This window comes from Roseibium sp. TrichSKD4, assembly GCF_000148725.1.
Classification (GTDB): Bacteria; Pseudomonadota; Alphaproteobacteria; order Rhizobiales; family Stappiaceae; genus Roseibium.
The window spans coordinates 51,402-69,307 of record NZ_GL476321.1; the positions used below are offsets into that span (position 1 = coordinate 51,402).

A 17,906-nucleotide genomic window follows, 5' to 3' on the forward strand; every position below is an offset into this window, starting at 1 on the left:
GCATTTGATATATTGGCTGAAAAACAACGGTTACGAAAAAATATCAGTTCTCGGTTTCAGTCTGGGGTCGTGGGTCGCGGGTTTGGTAGCCGCACACGATTTGAGTGTCTCCAAGGCCTCTTTGTTTCTGACAGCTGGAAGTCTTGCAGATATGGTTTGGACTGGCCGGGCGACGGGCTCAATTCGGAAAAGTCTTGAGCCACATATTAGCTTGCCAGCTCTCAGAAGAGCCTGGGCACCTCTTGATCTTGGGAATTACGTAAAGGAGCTGGAACGGCCAGAGCTTTCGGTGCATTTGGTGATAGCAAAACGGGACAAAGTCGTACTCCCATCGCTATCTTGTCAGCTTGTTCAGAACTTGCAGGAAGCAGGCAGTAAACCAAGTGTCATGGAATTAAACTGCGGACATTATTCAATCTCCATGCTGCCTTACATACTAAGGTCGGGGTATAGTTTGAGAGCCTTCCTGTTGCGGTGAGTGTGGCCGTGTTTTGCGTACCTAGCATCGGGAGGCTGCATGCTTAACGTCATTGCAACTACGGGGGAGACGCCCAAAACACGGATAATTAAAAATGTGACCTATACTGAACGAGCTTGGAAAATAATCGCATTCCGTTTCGATACAAACGTTACACTTCACTCATGAGTCCACAGAGTATGAAAAAAATACATTATCTCATAGTTTTAGTTGGAATTCTCTTGGGAGGTTCTCTGCTTTCGTTTAAATTACCATCTATCGGATCAGATCGGAATATTCAAAATGTAAAACAATCGATTTTTGAAAATACTATATTGATAAGTAATCTCGACGTCGATAACGTTTATCTTTACTTGGTTTTTCCATCGGGCGAGGCTGCGAACCCATATGATGAGGGGTTGGCACATTACGTTGAGCATCTCGCATGGTTGAGCGCGTTTGGAGAAACGAAGGTAGACCATTCCAGTGGGTGGACCAATCGCTTCAGTACTGGGTATTGGCGAAAAACAAAGTCCAAAGAAATGTATAGTGCCCTAATGGCACTACTCTCAGTTACTGCACCGTTCACAGTGGATACTAAATTTGCCCAGACCGAGCGGAATATAATATTGAGAGAATACGAATATCGGGTTGCTGAACGTCCATTATATTCAGTCAGTCGGGGTATGGACAAAATAATTTATGGGAATGGAACCTTGTCTCGCTCCGTCATAGGTGAGCCATCCATTATCGCCAAATATTCTTCGGGGTTGGCATCCGATCTTCACCGGCAAAGCCACATTGTGCAGCAAGCGACTTTGTTGGTCTACGGAAACGTGACCAAAGCGCAGTTAAAAGGTGTCTTAGGGTCATTGCCAATTCAGGAAGATTTTCAGCACCCTTTGGACCCTACTGCCACGGAGGATTGGGTTGAGGAGGGGTTTGTAACAGATAGGGTCTCAATATCGCAGGCTGATTTAAGCGAATATGTGTTCCTCTATCGCAAATTGGTTCCGCTCGTTTCATGCGACACCCCTGTTCGTTGTGCGATGGTGGCTCAAATTGTCAAGAATGCACTGGACTCGGCATTGCCTGGAGGTCTGGCTGGGCCGCTCAGATTTGATCAGTTCGTTGCACGCAGCTTTTCGTTTCACATTGATCTTATCAAGAACCATTACATTGAGGTCAGTTTCACCGCCCATCCTGACAATGGTGTGTCGCTCGAAGCGTTGGAAACCGAATTTCGCAGTACCCTTGAAACAACGCTGGAAAGCGGATTGACCCAAGCAACATTTGAGCGGGTCAAATCCAGGCTAACCGGACAGCTCAAGAGTGTTTTGGATCGGGATCGACCAGCCTACAATCGCGATTTGATACTTGATCAGCTCATGGCCGGAAAACCGACTTTTTCACTGGCAGATCAAATGTCCGCAGTTGAGGAAGTCCAACTTGAAGACGTCAATCAGTTTCTAAAATCTTTATTGGCCAAAGGGCGCGAAACAACACGCCTCGTGAGCGCGGAAGGGTAGAGTTTTAATGAAATATATTTTGATTGTTTGTGCGCTGATACTTTCGCTGGTTGCGTGTCAAAAGGAAGGAAGCCGAGAGGTCGTTTTGGCTGAAACACCGGATGGTCGTCCGTTTCATTTTATGCCGATTTACGAAGACGGCGTAACAGACATTACCATTACAATCGCATGGCCTATGGGATGGGCTTACGAAAGAGAAAATAATCCGGCAGTTCCTTATGTCGCAGCGGAGGTCATTTTAAGTGGGGGAACTAGTGAATTGGCTCCACAGGAAGTCATGGAATTGTTCAATGATAAAAACTCGCGCGGGCATCTTTATACAAGCGCAAGCCATGCAGTAGGCGAATTGAGTTTTCCGAAAGAGCACATCGAAGATTTTGTTTCTATCGCCAGCGAGATGTTGACCACTCCGCAGTTTGATCCGGCATGGATTGGACGGATCAAACAAGGCTTATTGACAAATCAGAACACAAATCGGTCACAAACAGCAAACCAGATGTGGGCAGTCGCTCGATTGGCAGTGCTCGGGGAAGGGCCACTCAACAATTTTCTTAGTCTACCGGATCTCACAAAAATCGACACTGTGAGTGTTGATGATCTTCGGCGCTGGCATACCGAAACTATCGTACAAAATACCGTCACGATATCTGTCACCGGAGCAATCAGTCTAGAGGATGCAGGAAATGCCGTTGACAAATTGCTTGCCGCTTTGCCGAAAGGCCAAACGCCGGAAACACCCGACATCCGTCCAGACTTTTCACCCAAAACAATCTTGCTTCATCTACCCAACGCCGAAAAGACAACGCTTGGTTTTATCGGGCAATTACCGCCGACATCCGAAGGTGGTGATTTGGTTGATTTGCTTGCTCTGAGTTTTTTCGGACGCCAAGGGAATGGCCCGCTATTTGAGGCGGTTCGGACCGATTTAAGGGCAAGCTATGGCTTTCACGCAGGCTATACGAACTATGATCGTGCAATCAGGATCATGTTGGTGACTGGGGAGGTTGAAACCGCCAAACTGGCGCAAGCAACGGATTTGATCCGCGAGACATATGAAACTTTCCGTATAGCCCCTGATTTCACCGGGTTTGAGGCTTTGCAGAAAGGAATGGCCGAGCAAACAACGAAACAAGTATCGTATGTCAATGTTGCTGCCCGAACGATGCTTGAATTGGCATTGGATGCGCGCGACCCTGCTGATGCGCCGCGCGTGGGTGATCTCTTGGCAAACGTGACACAGCAAGAGGTTAAAGAGCGTCTTGTGTCCTCTTTCCCACCGGGTGATGATCTTATTGTTTTAGCCGCAAGCCCAGATGCCTCGGCCCTTCCGGGTGCCTGCATTATCACGAAAATTGAGCAGGTCGCAACGTGTCCGTAGATAACAACGGGCGCGAAATTCCGCTCTCATGGTTTACACGGTCTCTATGGAAATATTCGCCGCTCTACATTGAGCTGATCTTTCTTGCGATCTGCCTGCGCCTGATTGGCTTGGTCGAGCCGTTCATATTTCAGGTTATCATTGACCGCATTCTGCCGTTTCAAAGAGAAGCCTCTCTCATCGTCGTAATTGCGATCTTCGTGGCTGTGAGTCTGTTTCAAATGGGTTTTGAGGCGCTCTCGAGCCTGCTTGGAATTTTGACGGCCAATAAGGTCACGCGAGAGTTTGGGGCACGCATATTCGACCACTTGTTCAAGTTGCCGTTCAGCCATTTCCGAAAGTGGTCAGTGGGCGAAACCATCGCGCGAATAAGCGAGACAGATACGATCCGAAACTTTCTCGTTGGCACCACGACAGGGGTGTTTCTCGATCTGCTGTTTGTTGTGATCTACATTGGCGTGCTTTTGGCGCTTTCCGTACCTCTCACAATGATCGTTCTGATAGCTCTGCCATTGCAAGCTTTGATCTATTTCGCGTTCGGCCCTTTTCTGCGCCAGCGTTTGCGTGTCCAGTTTGATGCTGGTGCAAAGCATCAGGCACAGATGGTTGAAAATATATCCGGAATCGCGGCGGTAAAGGCTCTGAGTGCTGAAGGCAAAATGCTTGAACGCTTGGACCAAACCTTGGGCATAGTCTATATTCAAGCTATCGCGTTGGTATCATAAACATTTTCAGTAGCAAGCTCACGTTCATGATAGAACGTGGCGTGACAATCTCAATTATCTATGTTGGTGCAAACCTCGTCTTTGCTGGTGAAATCACCCTTGGGCAACTCATTGCGTTTCACCTTCTCGCTGAGAAGGTTACTGATCCGATAGCGAATTTCTCGCAGCTTTGGGAAAATTGGCAGAATATCAAGGTTTCGCGCCAGAGGCTGGGTGATATTGTAAACTATGATAAAGAGCCATTTAATGAACGTCCTAAACTGCCGCCAAATATAGAGCCACGACTGACATTTGAAAATCTCGACTTTTCCTACGTTGAAGGTAGTCCAATCCTGAAGGATTTCAACTTTGAGGCTGCGCCGAACTCGCTGACGCTAATTGTCGGGCCATCAGGTGTCGGCAAATCCACTTTTGGGCGGTTGGCAGCGGGGATTGATGTCCCCTCAGAGGGGCGGGTGCTCTTGGGACGCGAAGATATTGCGAAATATGAACCGCATGATGTCCGCACAAAAGTTGCCTATATCCCGCAAGAACCTTACCTCTTCTCAGGAACCCTTCGTGAAAACCTGCTAGTAGGTGAAGAGAGCGCAACCGAGGCGGATATAAACGAGGCACTTAGAATTTCGGCAGCGGATATGCTCGTGGCGCAATTGCCGTTAGGGCTCGAGACCCACGTCGGAGAGCGGGGATCTGCTTTGTCCGGCGGACAGAGGCAGAGAGTTGCAATTGCCCGATCTCTGCTCAAGAAGCCCAAGGTTATCATCCTTGATGAACCAACAAGTGCCCTTGACGAGATCGCACAACAGAAGATGGCGGAAGAGCTTGCGCGGTTGAAGGCAACAACAACGCTTCTCATTATAACACACAGACCGGATGTGTTCGGGCAACCGGATCAAATCGTCGATTTTGAGAGCCTCTCATGACTGCATCATCTGAACCCATCAGGATTACCTCCCCGACGCTTCACGTGACCATTTGGTTCACGATATCTGTCTTTATGGCGATTGTGGTGATGGCTTGCATTTTTCAAGTAGAGGTCGTCGCGCGAGGACAGGGGAAGATCGTGCCGGTCAGCCGGGTGCAAGTCGTTCAGCCCGAATTTGATGGCAAGATCACACAAATCCATGTTCGGAATGGATCGAAGGTAAACAAGGGTGACGTGCTCATTGAATTGGATACAACTGATGCCAAGGCAGATTTGAATACAATCTCAGCCGAAATAACGCGACTACAGATCGAGCGAGCGCGGATTATGGCGCTGGTATCCGGTATTGATGTGAACAATATTCAAACGGAAACGTTTTCCAAGGCTGTTCTCAGTTCTTTCTCGCAAAATACCAAAACTGATGATGAATTCTATAAAGAACAATATCGACTGTTATTGGCCGAAGTCGATAACCTACAAGCAGCTATCTCACAGATTACGGCACGTATAATCTCCAACAATCAATCCGTTTTAGTGACTGAGGCGAATATTGAGCGCATTGAGGCAGCACTCTCTATCCAAAGTGAACGGCTGGAAATGGCGCAAGGATTATTGGACCGCGGTACATCCAGTCGGTCAACATTTCTGGATGTACAGGAAGCTTTTACGGCTTTTGAAAAAGAGCGCGAAGTATATTTGCGCGAGTTGGATGAAAAACGCAGTCAGGAGACTGCGTACCAGGCTGAACAACGCAGTCTCATTACCACACAGCGAAATAAGCTTTTGCAACGAAGGCTGGAGATTGAGGCCCGACTTGCAACACTCGAGGAACAATACCGTACAGCAGATCGGCGTGTTGTTGCGGCGCAATTGACAGCTCCCATGAATGGTGTTGTCGATCAATTGGAAGTCTTCACAATTGGAGCCGTTGCAAAAGGCGGTGAGCAATTGTTACGCGTTGTCCCTGAAGAGCAGAATGTCGAGATCGAAGCCATCTTCACCAACACTGATATAGGCTTTGTCGAGATTGGGCAGCAGGCCAATATCAATTTTGATGCTTATCCGTCAGCACGGTTCGGATTTGTGAAAGGGCTTGTTACAGACGTGGCGGCGGATTCAACTGAGGATAACGATGGGAACTGGGTATTTGAAGTGCGAGTAACTCCCGCAGAAAACAAGTTGACTGAAGGTCAGCAAGAGTTTGCAATCCGTCCGGGTATGACAGCAGTAGTAGATATTACAACAGATAAACGGCGTATAATTAGTTATTTTTTCGAGCCAATTTTAGAGAAAATTCAATCAGCACTGGGAGAGAGATAAAATCAGCATCTTAATTTTTATACATCTTCCATAAAGAAGAGAATGAATACATAGAAACAAGGCTGTATATTAATATATTAACAGCAAACAATTCTTGCTCTTCTAAAATTTCTCCGAAAATAAATTTATTAATTGGGATAATTATTACTATTGATGCGATCCCAACTAGATGAAGAAATAGACGGATTAACTGCATGGCTAAGGCCTTTTTTACTCGAGCCAGGTAGCTAAATGCTACCTGGCTCGCATAGTTCTTGAATTAACTTCTTAGGCCACCCGGCCCATTTGGGCGATCCTTCGCTCTGTCGCTGCGCAGCGGACTATTGGCTCAGCTTGTTAGCTCCACCAACCGCACGGTGCAGCTCCTGAGCAGCTCCAGCCGCTATCCGGCAAAGCCGCCATAACGCTACACTGCACTACCGCACTCCATATGCAGCACCACTTCTTGCTCCGTTCCCCATATCTCGGGCGCATTGGCTAGAACCACCACCGCCGCCGCCGCCGCCGCCGCCGCCGCCAAAGGATGCTGTGCCAAAGAGATCATCGGATGATAGTTTATTAAATTTGATTGACATTTCGTGTCTCATTTACGTTTGCGGCCAAATGATGATATTTAGACCGCGCTTGATGTTGCCGGGAGCAGTCCCGGCGGCTCATTGGGACGGTAGGTTCTAGGCCAACCTACCGTCCTTCTTACGATTGCAAATGGTTTTCGAGATGCAATCGTAACCGTACTTGACGCGCTGAATCCTCAATAGCGCCAAAAATAACTGACCGACATATTTGGACTGTCCAACGCGTAAACCTGATGGAACCAGCCAGCAGGTTGCACGATCATTTCGCCGGGCTTCAAAGTAACCTGGAGGCACTTTGCCTTTTCGGCTTTTGGGTAGACCGAATAATCCGGGTCTTCAGGCCGAAACCAGCACGGCTGATAATTGTTATAAGCCTTGTGCGGATAAATCAGGTCTTCCTGATCTGCCGAATATAAATCAAGACGCTTGCAGCCAATAACCTGCAACAAAAATCCGCAACGGGGATCACGGTGCAGACTGGAGGTCGGGATATGGGTTGGAACCGCTCCAAGCCAAAGTTGTGGCGGGATAAAGTCCTCTCTATCAAAAAAGAGTGGACCAAAATCCGGCCACATTTCTTCCGGCAATGAAGCCCCTTCGGTGTAGGGCTTTACAAAGCCCTCAACTATATCATCATAGGGGTTTGCCATGAACTCTTTGAGTTCCTGAACAAATTCACGCATGTTTTGCTTTTGAGTAGCAGATCGCACCCGAACGATGGCGTCACCGTATTTTTCGGCCAATTTGTCGATTGTCCAATCCTTACAGGGCGGCGAAGGTTCAAGCCCTGTGATAACAACAGGGCGACTTTCCGAAATAATCTCAAGGATTTGTCGCTGCGTTGGCTGATGCAGATATTCGACCTTTGTTAACTCGCGATAGCCCTTGGCTTTGTGCAGCTGACCCACAGATTTGAACCTTTCAAGCGTGAAATTGCTGGGACGCAAGCAGGCTTTCGCGAGGTGGTTCGCATAGCCAAGATTGCCTGAAAACTCAATCGTTCCGATAATGCTTGGATCACGAAAGTCCAGATACTCAAATTCCCAAAAGATACGTTTGATCGTGTCAATCGGTATGCTGACAAACGTATCCGTCTCACGATCCAGGTCGTTCCTTTCGATATGCAGCTCTTCATCATAACGCGCAATGAAGCCGTGTTCCGGCATCTCGGGCACATGCAGTTTGACGGTTCCCCGTATCCCCTCCGGATTCTGGAACCCTGTCTTGAGTAAATCAGCAAACCCTTCGATTGCGGCCAAATCGGTTTCAAAGTTACGCGGTGGATAGGCAACATTCATGCGACGGCCTCCTTTTCAATCCGGCGAACGTTGATACCGGACCACCGGTTGACCCGCCGAATGGAGCCGTCAGAATTGCGCCTCAGCCCAGTTGCCTTTTCGTCAGGAAAGATATTGTGCGTCATGTCATGCACCACCTCACGAATATTGTTGTAGGGCGTGATCCAGTCGTTAAAAAACAGTCGATCACCGCATTTCCATTCCTCACCGGTCAGAGCGCGACCCGTCGCATGTATATCCTTTTCGACGTCTTCATTCAGCCACGCCCAAGTTACCATGGCCGTTGGCATTCCCTCTTCAGTCACATAAAATCGCGCCTGATTGGCCCAGAGTGCCGGTAGGATTTCCGTCCTGAAATAATCGCCCAGTTTATGCTGTTTGTGGTATGGCGATTGCGCCAGAAGCTCGAGAGCAAAACCTGTGCTTGCGTAATAATCCAGGGTCACCATGCGACTTGCTCCCTCCGCGCACTTCTTGTGTGGTGCGAATAAATCTTCGCGTTTTCCGGAAACAGTGTCTGAAGCTTTTTCTGCAAGTACAGATGGTCCCCGAAAGGGGCTGCCTGTCGTTTCAAGTGAATGACATTCTTGTCGATTTTATCTGTTTCCCACATGGCATATCCGATTGGTTTACGCTCGTTCCCAATTACGACGAATGCCGTTTGAACCTGCATGTGAGCGAGTCGCGCCGAATAATATTCTTCGATGCTCTTTTCCGATTCACCCTGCCAATAGTCGATATCGAGCAGTGCCATCATACCCAACGAGCGATATGCATTAATGGCTGGCCGATCTTTCTCAGCCTCAGGCACCTCGGGAAGATAATTATTCATGCTCGCCGCCCTAATCTGGGATTGCATTCTTGAAAGACATTCTGAAAGTGAAAGATTGCCGCGAAAGACGCTTTCCAGATCAAATTGTGTAGGATTCGCATGTATTTCGTCGGCAAAATATCGAGCTAATGGATAATTCAACCGATAAATATACGGGCCCTCAGGCGACCTCAAAGCATCTTTTAAAAGCTCTGCATCAGAGCCGAAATATATTGTGTTGTCCTGCTGCCAAGCGGCATACAGAGGAGCGAAAAGTTCCGGTTTTTCCTTCTGAACCAAATCAAGAAGAACTTTTTCGGCAACAAACGCGGCAATCTCTCGCAACACAGGGGGAATAAAGCGCCCCCTTGCAAGATGAAGCTGCAAGGCATGACCAAACTCATGCGCAACACAAAGAGCATCCGCTGCAGTCCCCTGAAAACTCATGGAGACAAAAGGCACTTCACTTGTTCCGCGACAAAGCGTGTAAGGCAAATTCATCGGCGGCGCATCAAACACCGCCCTACAATTATCTCTTATGAATTTAATTTCTCTCGATAGGTCCGGCAAAGTGTGCAAGAGAGCCTGAGAAGTTAAGATCCAAACATCTTGTGCAGAAATATGCAGCGGGAACAAGTTTTCATCATCTGAATGGGACATACTTCTTGTGTTCATAAGAACACATAATAATGTCGCTACGATGGTGGTATGCGTATCATGCAAACTTAACCATTCGCTTACAGTGTAGCCAGAGTAATTCAATGATTTAATTGACATTTTAGCAAAATAGACGTGAGAATTATCAGTTATGCCATTGTAGAATTCAGAGCGATCACGCTTCATAGGCCTTGGATGAGTGTACGCGGCCTTAACTGATCCAAGTCCTCTTGATTGTCTGCCAAGCGAACCCGGATTTTGCAGTTTACAGGCGAGGTGCCGACATGATGTAAAATGCTATTGTTATTATCTCGCGCATCAATGAGTTCGCCCCTCAAAGCATTCAATAAATAAAATGAGATTCAATATCGATTATCTCGTCATCGGTAATGCATACGTAATTTTGACACGTAACGACAAAATAGTCGTTACGTCAACCGATATTTTAAGCCAATTCCTAAAGGTCCTGTCCTTGCCCCTACTCCGTGCTTATCTGACAGGAACCAGTGTCCGTAGTCAGGGATTTTTGGACAGATATGAGCTTTGTTTAAAGGAATATTTGGCGCATCTGTTCGTCGATTTTAAGCAGCCTGTTTGCGGTGTTGCAAGCGCTATTGTGTGATGGTGCCTTGTTTGGAGCTATTGTCAAATCTGGTGTCCAAGGGCTTTTCATGCAGCGGCTTGATTTTGGTTTGATGGCTTTATGCCGTTGATGAAGTCGAAGCCCTGAATGACGTCTGCGAGATGGTGGAAGCCGCGCAGTTTACGCCAGCTTTTTCGCCGCATTGTTCGAGATTGGGCATCATACTCAGCATTCCATCTCGGCTGAGGTATCGGTATTGCCATTTGTGGACAGCTCCTGTTTTGCAAGGGTTTTCTTCGTGCTTCAGATCATTTTGCGTAGCGGTCATTTGTCCGGCCTGTTTGCGCGGCGTGTTTGACCGCTGGCCTTGATGAAGTCCGCAAGCCGGGTCCCTATCAACTTGCCGGGCTATGATGCCCTGGCAATACCACGGGGTGTTCCGGCTGCGGCGGCAAAGATCATCATCACTGCAACTGCCCTTGCAACTCGTATGGGGCGTTTCTCAAGCGCCCGGAAATCTCAGGCTGGGTTGTACTCCTCCTGCTTCGACATGATAGCCCAGACGATCCTGGCGGTCTTGTTCGCCAACGCCACGCTGACCAACCGCGCGGGCTTCTTCTCCAGCAAGCGCCGGACCCACTCTGCGGTTTGCGTCTGTGCATCCCTGATCCGCCTGAGCACCGCCGTAGCCCCGACAACGAGAAGCTTGCGCAAATAACCGTCGCCCATTTTCGTGACCCGCCCCAACCGGTCCTTACCGCCCGAGGAGTTCTGTCTCGGGACCAGCCCGAGCCAGGCCGCAAACTGACGGGCGGATCGGAATTGCGAAGGATCGGCGACGGTGGCGGCCATAGCCGTCGCGGTGAGCACCCCGATGCCCGGGATCGTGGCCAGCCGCTGGCTGACCTCGCTCCTGCGATGCCAGGCCTGTATCTTGCTATCAAGTCCGACGATCTCGTCCTCCAGTCCCTCCATCTGCCGGACCAACGACAACAGCGCGACCCGTGCCACATCAGGAATGTCGAGGTGGTCTCCCTGAAGCTTTCCACACAGGTCGCGCAGCTTGTGCGCACCACGGGCCGCAACGATTCCGAATTCCGCCAGATGGGCACGTAGCGCGTTGATCAGCATGGTGCGCTGGCGGACCAGAAGGTCCCGCGCTCGATGCAGCATCAAAACCGCCTGCTGATCGGCGCACTTGATCGCGACGAAATGCATGTTCGGCCGGATAACGGCTTCGCAAATCGCCTCTGCATCGGCCATGTCATTCTTTTGCCGCTTCACATATGGTGTGACGTAATACCAACCGTCAAAATTCAGAACCGATGGGCCCAATCTCGCATTCCGATGGACATGATGGTCCATGGTTGTTCAATTAACCTGTTCCATGCGCGGCAACAGATATCGATGATTTGTTCGTAGGATTTGAAGACCCGGTTTGACAGCCAGTTATCCCTGATGAACTGCCATAGGTTCTCGACCGGGTTCAATTCGGGAGACCTCGGTGGCAATGGGAGAAGGGTAATGTTGTTGGGAATGTCGAGTTTGCCAGATGTGTGCCAGCCAGCCTGTCAAGGATGACAACGGCGTGGGCTCCCGGAGCGACTTGCGACGAGATTTCTGAAGATGCATTTGCATGGCCATGATGTTGCACTTGGGAAGGACGAGCGCAGCACCGACACCCCGTTCCGGGCAGATGGCCCCAAATATCCATGCTGACTTTGTCCGCTGATCCTTGGGGGCCCGCGGCCTTGTCCCGCGTTTTGCCCATCGCCTTGTGATCTTGGTCTTTTGACCCACACGCGCCTCGTCCTGAAACCAAACCTCTATCGGGGTGCCGCTTTCAAGCTGATTGCCGATTTCCGCCAGTTCGGCTGGGAAGCTTTTTTAAAATCCTCGACGGCAAACTCGTTTTGCGCCGGATGCTGCGGCCGGGCCGTCAGACGCCGATAACCCGCATTCTTCAGCTCCCGCGATACGGTACGCTCGTCAACGACAATGCCAAATTCAGACAGGATCCACGCAGCGAGATCCTTCAAGCGCCAACGTACCACTGCATCCACCGATGGATACGGGCCTCGTTCGACAATCTCGATCAACGCACGACGCTGCTGCTCGTCAAGTTTTGAGGGGCGACCTGACTTGGGCGTATCCTTCAGACCATTGGGACCAGAAGCATTGAAACGCAGCACCCAATCGCGAATGATTTGGAGCGTCACTCCGCCAATATGAGCTGCGTCCGAACGGCTCCCCCCATCATAGATCACCGCCAATGACAAAAGGCGACGGGTCTGTTTGGCGTCCCGGCACACCCTCGCCAACCGGCGAAGGGTACAACCGTCAAAGTCATCTCGAAGCGGTATCGCGGCTCCCATGGCAAACTCCCATCGTTTGCCATCTGGAATCATATTCGCAACAAAACCGGAAGCCCAAATATGAGTCACTTCATCTGACGTTTGGTATAAGCGGGCGGGATCAGTCGCACTTCATGACCGAGCGCGGCAATCTCACGCGCCCAGTAATGGCTGGTGGCACAGGCTTCCATGCCGATCAGGCAAGGCGCGAGACCCGACAACATGTCGAGGAACGCACCGCGCCGAACCTTCTTTCTGAAAACAACCTTGCCGTCAGCATCAACGCCATGAAGCTGAAAGACGGACTTGGCCAAATCGATCCCGAGTGTTGTAATTTGCATGTGGACAGCTCCTTCCCACTGTTGGGTTCAACAACGCCAACATGGCACATCACGATGCCGGATGGTGGAGCTGTCCACACCATCAACTTTTTGGATTGTAGGTGCATGCCCCCATTCTGGGCGGATCTCAGGCGTTCATTTCGGCCGTGTAGTCAGCCCATAAGTTGAACGCATCTTCCCTTGCGTGCCGGTATGAAGGCGCGGACAGTTTATATCGACGCGGACGAAAGATCGTGTTGATTTGATCATGGGCAGACAGAAACCCTTGAGCTTGGCGGGGTGACTTGAACCGGCCCATGATCTTCTCCCGCTTGCGTGCGGTTCGAGCTACCTGGAATGATAGGAACGATAGCGCACTGTCGCAGATGCTTACGCAAGCTGCTTGCATCATATCCATTGTCGGCGAGCAGATACCTTGCCCCCTTCAATCCTGCCAACAGGCGTGGAGCAACCGGGCTGTCGGCCTCATCGCCACGGGTGAGTGTGAAGGCAAACGGACGCTCGATTACGTCTGTAAGCGCATGGATCTTGGTGGTTTGCCCGCCTCGCGAGGACCCAATCGCCAGAGTTTTCGCCCCCCTTTCCCGCCATGAGCAGAGCGGTATGCCCTTCACGTAGGTGCTGTCGATGGAAGTGCTCTTTGTGACAGCGTCAGAGGCGGCCAGCGCCTCGACAAGATTAACCCAGAACTGCTTGGGGGGCCAACGGTTGCAGATCGTTGTTGAAGGCCGATACTCTTTCGGGCAGTCACACCACCGGCACCCGACCTTCAGCACATGGATGATGCCCGATATCACAACACGGTCATCAACGCGGCGCGCACCGGGGTGGTTCTTGGGCATATGCGGTTCAAGTAACGACGATTGCTCTCTCCAACAAAAGCTGCTTGCTTTTCCGTCTCCGGTAAAGTTCGGCGCCTGGAAATTGAAACCATTAAGATGGAGACGAAAATCGCAAAGCTCAATCGGCGCTTTCGCTCTAAAATTTGATCCATAGTGGATCCTTTCCAATCAATTTATGACAAGGGGCAATCTGGTTGCCCTTATCGCCATCCCTGTTGATCTAAACTCGCTACATCGTCTTTCCGCTCCATTAGGCCGTATCCAACAGGGCAGAAACGTCGTTAGAAACTCAATTTCAAGGATGCATTCAAACCAGTGACAATATCGTCGTCAAACCTGTACGATATGTCAGAATACTTCCGGCCGGTGCTGGGGTTGATGGCTTCACCCGAAGACGTGCCGCCTGTAAGAATTCCAATCAAACCACCGATTTTTAATTCTACCAATTCGCTTGGGGCATAGGAAAGGCCTGCGCTTAATGCCCATGTATCTGTTTGGCTGCCGATGGTGGTTGAAGTCCCCCGATCCCAAGAGGTCTGGATAGCCCCGCTCAAGTGATCATTGAATTTATGACCAATGCCGACTTTAACCGTCCATCCATCCTGATAAAGCAGGTCGATTGAAGTCACTCTGCGTTGACCGTGATAAAATGGAATTTCTTGCAAAATGCTCCAATCGGCCCATTTGACGGATCCAAAAGCAAGCCAGTTTGGTGCTATCCCGGATTGAACCTGGAACTCTAAATACTGGGGCATTCTCGCAGATCCCCTTATGCCCCAAATCCCGCCTGCAAGAGGATCACCGCCAGAGCCGGGCGGCAGGCCCGTTAAGTCAAGTGTTCCGGTAATGTCATTCAAACGAATCTCTGACCTGTAGATCAAGGTTGTGCGGAATAAATAATCCGGGATTTCGTAGGAAATCCCGAAATGCTGCCCCCAGCCGCTTGTTTCCAAATTCAGTCGGCCAACACCATCCCAACCGAATGAATTCATTGGAACCGGAGCAACCAACTTCTCCTGAAACCCGTCGAATTCCTGGTAGGAAAGACCGCCAATTAGCCGAAACGACGCGGCCTCCGTTACATTAAGCCTGTACGAGCACGTACCTGAATAACTATGGCTATTTACCAGTGTTTCGATATTGTCATTGGCCCCGGCCCAATTGATGCCCGGGTTTGAATGTGCACCCCATGGCTGGGAGTATCCGAACATACAATCTATTGAATCAGTCAACCCGACCTTAAAACCGATCTGGGGAGCTGAGTAAGCTTCCGTCGCCCGAACTCTGTCCCTTTTGCCTCCGCCAGTTGGACCGTTTAATGGACTGTTATCTTGCACATTATTCAGTTTGCGTCCTGGCATGACAAAGCCAGCGGTTGTCTGTGTGGCGTACCGATTGGGATTAAATAGAAGATCGATGCTATTGCCGCCGCGTTCTAACCCCCCTGCATGGTTTGGCGTGGCAGTTGTGAGCACCAGACAACTTGCGAGAAAGCTTGTTCGCAATGACAAATTGATTGAAAAAGCGCGCACTATTTAACCGACTATAACTTTTTAAATATCACACATAGAGCTGGGAATTTAGAATGTTAGCCAATCTTATCCGTCTAACAGTCTGCTCAGTATATTACCCAGCGGTAGCTATCGCGTTTCTCCATATTATTGCAAGGCAATTGTTGAGCTTTTTCGAAACAGCCGGTGTTTTCGGGTCGAGCGCTATGGTCGAAGAATTACAGCGTCGCCATTGACGACTGAATCTTAGTGGGTTCCCGAAAGCTCGTTTTTGTAATTCCTCCTGCTTGGGAGGATGCATTATGGCCAATGTGCTTTCGAAGGACCTGCGGGTCCGCTTCAAGAAGTTGATGGACCGGGGCCTTTGCGCGGCAGCGGCAGGCAAGACGTTGCTATTGAGCCGGGCGACGGCAGCACGTTGGGGCAAGAAGGTGCGCAATGGCGAGCCCCTTGAGCCGCTCCCTTCAGGCCCGCGCAAAGGCAGCGGCAAGCTGGAAGCCTTCCTGCCGTTCTTTCTGGAACTGATTGAACAGGATCCAGACATAACGCTTTGCGAGCTACAGGCGTCCCTTTTGGCTGCCCATGATATGAGGTGCTCGACCAGCGGTATCGACGTGCTCCTGCGCCGCCACGGGTACTCATATAAAAAAAGGCCTGATCGCCGAAGAACGCCACAAGCCCGAAGTTCGGAAGGCAAGAAGTGACTGGGAACGTCGCCAGAAGGTTATGCGAGGGCAACCACATCGGCTGGTCTTTCTGGATGAGACCGGCACCAACACCAATATGACCCGCGAATATGGACGTAGCCTGCGGGGCGAGCGCCTCAAGGGAAACGTTCCGTTCCGGCGGCGGGGCAATCAGACCCTGATTGCTGGTCTGTCCTGCGAAGGGATCATCGCCCCTTGGGTGATCTCAGGCGCGATGGACCGGGACGCCTTCGACACCTACATCGAAAAGGTTCTCATCCCCGAGCTGGAACCAGGCTCCGTCGTCATCCTCGACAATCTCGCCACCCACAAGAGCGACAGTGCCGCGCAGATGCTCAAATCCCACGGATGCTGGTTCTTGTTCCTGCCAGCTTATAGTCCGGATCTTAATCCTATCGAAATGGCCTTCGCCAAGTTGAAAGCCCATCTGCGACGCATCGGTGCAAGAACCTTCGATCAGCTCACCGAGGCTATCGGTGATGTTTGTGACCTCTTCACACAAGACGAATGCTGGAACTTCCTCAAAGCCGCAGGGTATGCCTCATGAATAAATGGAAACGCTGTAAGCCACGACTCACCATGCTAACTTGGTAATGGACCCAAAAGAGCTATTTCTGTTCTACAGTCGGCGCGGCACAGCCGAGCAGCATTTCATGGAAGGCAAGAACGCCATCACCTGGCCCCGTCTGTCCTGCAAGCAGTTCCGTGACAGAGAAGTCAGGTTACAGATTCACGCATTGGCTTACAATCTAAGTGTCTTCATTCAAGGTTTAGACCTTCCAGAGGAAATAGCGGGTTGGTCACTGGCCAGCATCCAAAGCCGGTGAAAATCTCCTACAAGGTCTACGCGGAACCCACAAAAAGATGACTTTGCTAGCAACGGTGCCGTCAGAGCTGACAACACGCACGAAAGCGGCCAAGTTCGTCACCATAGACACAACTTGGAAATGCCCAACTACGGGAGTGTGCTCTCAACAGTCGAATCTCACGGCGTGGTTAGCACGACAATCTTTGCGAAAGCCCCGGCAAGGGGGCAATTGTTGCGGCTAGCGTTACTTCTTCCGAACTCCCGCAACCGGGGTATACACAATCTGCGCGTCACGGTCAGTTGTCGGCCGACAACTTTCTAAAAAAATGCAGAAGGTCAATGAGTTATAAGTTCGAAAACCTAGGGTCAGGACCTATAAATTTGCGAAATGCAAATGTCAGCTGTGAGCCCAAAACGACTGGTGCGGAGTTGCAAACAAAAGTCAGCGGTTCTCAGTGACATTCGTCAATTGCTACAGTTAGACACCCTTCTTTGACAGGACGCACCGCCATCGACTTACATTGGAGGAAGTTCTTCATAGACTGGAATATCCTGAGGGAGAACAGCCCAACGTGGTGCAGAAGCGGTGTAGATTGCCGCTTTGGGTTTACGAGGCCAACCACCATCTATGCTGGTTGCTGTGATGGTGTAAAAGCCACCGGCGGTCATATCCGCGCAAACGTTTACGCCACAGGTCGAACAATAATGGTGGTGAACATCTTTGCCCGATGCGCCCTTGCGAGTGAATGTTGATGGTTCGTGACCGTTCACAAAAGAGAGTTTGTTGTTGGGAATCCACAGGCCGAACCATTTGTCGCCACCGGTTCTCTGCTGACATTCGGTGCAATAGCAGAAAACTTCGTTTATCGGCTCGCCGGTAAATTCAAAACGAACCTGTCCGCACTGACACCCACCTGTTTTCATAACGTTCTTCTTTCTTTGCTCTGTCCAACAATGACGACACAGTATGCGGGCGGTCCAAGCTTTTTCAAGTCTACTAGATGATGCACGTGGCTGTTCATTTTTGAGTTGCGAACACTTGGTAAAGCGACCTTTTGAGGCAACTGCAGCGAATGGCTGCTCTG

14 protein-coding genes and 5 pseudogenes are annotated in these 17,906 nt (G+C 50.2%); 8 read left to right on the forward strand and 11 right to left on the reverse strand.

Annotated features, from left to right (window positions below):
• The 6 genes from TRICHSKD4_RS31925 to TRICHSKD4_RS26570 all read left to right on the forward strand — a co-directional run.
• The coding region (locus TRICHSKD4_RS31925) for an alpha/beta fold hydrolase (protein WP_371257080.1) at window positions 1-478 on the forward strand (478 nt) is incomplete at its 5' end.
• Between the two features lie 179 nt (window positions 479-657).
• Window positions 658-1,986 carry a pitrilysin family protein gene (locus TRICHSKD4_RS30470; RefSeq protein ID WP_139052322.1) on the forward strand — a complete coding sequence of 443 codons (1,329 nt, stop codon included), beginning with the start codon at window positions 658-660 and terminating at the stop codon, window positions 1,984-1,986.
• A gap of 7 nt (window positions 1,987-1,993) precedes the next feature.
• Window positions 1,994-3,364, forward strand: a complete 1,371-nt coding sequence (locus TRICHSKD4_RS26560) for a pitrilysin family protein (RefSeq protein WP_009469563.1) — start codon at window positions 1,994-1,996, stop codon at window positions 3,362-3,364.
• Window positions 3,355-4,089 (forward strand): ABC transporter transmembrane domain-containing protein, encoded by a 735-nt coding sequence (locus TRICHSKD4_RS31930; RefSeq protein WP_009469564.1) that lies wholly within the window; start codon window positions 3,355-3,357, stop codon window positions 4,087-4,089. Before TRICHSKD4_RS26560 ends, TRICHSKD4_RS31930 begins: the two co-directional genes overlap by 10 nt.
• A 41-nt stretch (window positions 4,090-4,130) precedes the next feature.
• Window positions 4,131-5,012, forward strand: coding sequence for an ATP-binding cassette domain-containing protein (locus tag TRICHSKD4_RS31935; protein WP_247642868.1), 882 nt, complete (start codon window positions 4,131-4,133; stop codon window positions 5,010-5,012).
• On the forward strand, window positions 5,009-6,334 hold the full coding sequence (locus tag TRICHSKD4_RS26570) for an HlyD family type I secretion periplasmic adaptor subunit (protein WP_009469566.1): 1,326 nt from the start codon (window positions 5,009-5,011) through the stop codon (window positions 6,332-6,334). Before TRICHSKD4_RS31935 ends, TRICHSKD4_RS26570 begins: the two co-directional genes overlap by 4 nt.
• Before the next feature lie 416 nt (window positions 6,335-6,750).
• Here TRICHSKD4_RS26570 and TRICHSKD4_RS31040 read toward each other — a convergent pair whose 3' ends face one another.
• The 10 genes and pseudogenes from TRICHSKD4_RS31040 to TRICHSKD4_RS26620 form a co-directional block, all read right to left on the reverse strand.
• Window positions 6,751-6,909, reverse strand: a complete 159-nt coding sequence (locus TRICHSKD4_RS31040) for a hypothetical protein (RefSeq protein WP_009469567.1) — start codon at window positions 6,907-6,909, stop codon at window positions 6,751-6,753.
• A gap of 176 nt (window positions 6,910-7,085) precedes the next feature.
• Entirely contained in the window at window positions 7,086-8,207 is a 1,122-nt protein-coding gene (locus TRICHSKD4_RS28685) for a cupin-like domain-containing protein (protein WP_009469568.1), read from the reverse strand.
• Window positions 8,204-8,656 carry a toxin-activating lysine-acyltransferase gene (locus tag TRICHSKD4_RS26580; protein ID WP_009469569.1) on the reverse strand — a complete coding sequence of 151 codons (453 nt, stop codon included), beginning with the start codon at window positions 8,654-8,656 and terminating at the stop codon, window positions 8,204-8,206. The genes TRICHSKD4_RS28685 and TRICHSKD4_RS26580 overlap by 4 nt, the downstream gene beginning before the upstream one ends.
• On the reverse strand, window positions 8,650-9,861 hold the full coding sequence (locus tag TRICHSKD4_RS26585) for a hypothetical protein (protein WP_139052323.1): 1,212 nt from the start codon (window positions 9,859-9,861) through the stop codon (window positions 8,650-8,652). Before TRICHSKD4_RS26585 ends, TRICHSKD4_RS26580 begins: the two co-directional genes overlap by 7 nt.
• 916 nt (window positions 9,862-10,777) lie before the next feature.
• Window positions 10,778-11,557, reverse strand: a pseudogene (locus tag TRICHSKD4_RS26595) (IS110 family transposase); the annotation flags it as partial.
• A gap of 17 nt (window positions 11,558-11,574) precedes the next feature.
• Window positions 11,575-12,633, reverse strand: a pseudogene (locus tag TRICHSKD4_RS29900) (IS630 family transposase).
• 68 nt (window positions 12,634-12,701) lie between these two features.
• Window positions 12,702-12,953, reverse strand: a pseudogene (locus tag TRICHSKD4_RS26610) (IS110 family transposase); the annotation flags it as partial.
• Window positions 12,954-13,080: 127 nt separating this feature from the next.
• Window positions 13,081-13,278, reverse strand: a pseudogene (locus TRICHSKD4_RS28690) (IS6 family transposase); the annotation flags it as partial.
• Window positions 13,199-13,963 carry an IS5 family transposase gene (locus TRICHSKD4_RS29905; protein ID WP_256377437.1) on the reverse strand — a complete coding sequence of 255 codons (765 nt, stop codon included), beginning with the start codon at window positions 13,961-13,963 and terminating at the stop codon, window positions 13,199-13,201. The pseudogene TRICHSKD4_RS28690 and the gene TRICHSKD4_RS29905, both read right to left, overlap by 80 nt.
• Window positions 13,964-14,076: 113 nt before the next feature.
• Window positions 14,077-15,327 carry an outer membrane protein transport protein gene (locus TRICHSKD4_RS26620; protein ID WP_009469579.1) on the reverse strand — a complete coding sequence of 417 codons (1,251 nt, stop codon included), beginning with the start codon at window positions 15,325-15,327 and terminating at the stop codon, window positions 14,077-14,079.
• Between the two features lie 281 nt (window positions 15,328-15,608).
• Here TRICHSKD4_RS26620 and TRICHSKD4_RS29910 point away from each other — a divergent pair.
• Window positions 15,609-16,560, forward strand: a protein-coding gene (locus tag TRICHSKD4_RS29910) for an IS630 family transposase (RefSeq protein ID WP_085979654.1) whose coding sequence is annotated in 2 segments (ribosomal slippage) — window positions 15,609-15,950 and window positions 15,952-16,560 — 951 coding nt in all. Because the reading frame shifts where the segments join, the coding sequence is not laid out codon by codon here.
• A gap of 37 nt (window positions 16,561-16,597) precedes the next feature.
• Window positions 16,598-16,831 (forward strand): annotated as a pseudogene (locus TRICHSKD4_RS26635) (transposase); the annotation flags it as partial.
• A 506-nt stretch (window positions 16,832-17,337) separates the two neighbouring features.
• Here TRICHSKD4_RS26635 and TRICHSKD4_RS26640 read toward each other — a convergent pair.
• Window positions 17,338-17,745, reverse strand: coding sequence for a GFA family protein (locus TRICHSKD4_RS26640; RefSeq protein WP_040617612.1), 408 nt, complete (start codon window positions 17,743-17,745; stop codon window positions 17,338-17,340).
• Window positions 17,746-17,906 lie beyond the last annotated feature (161 nt).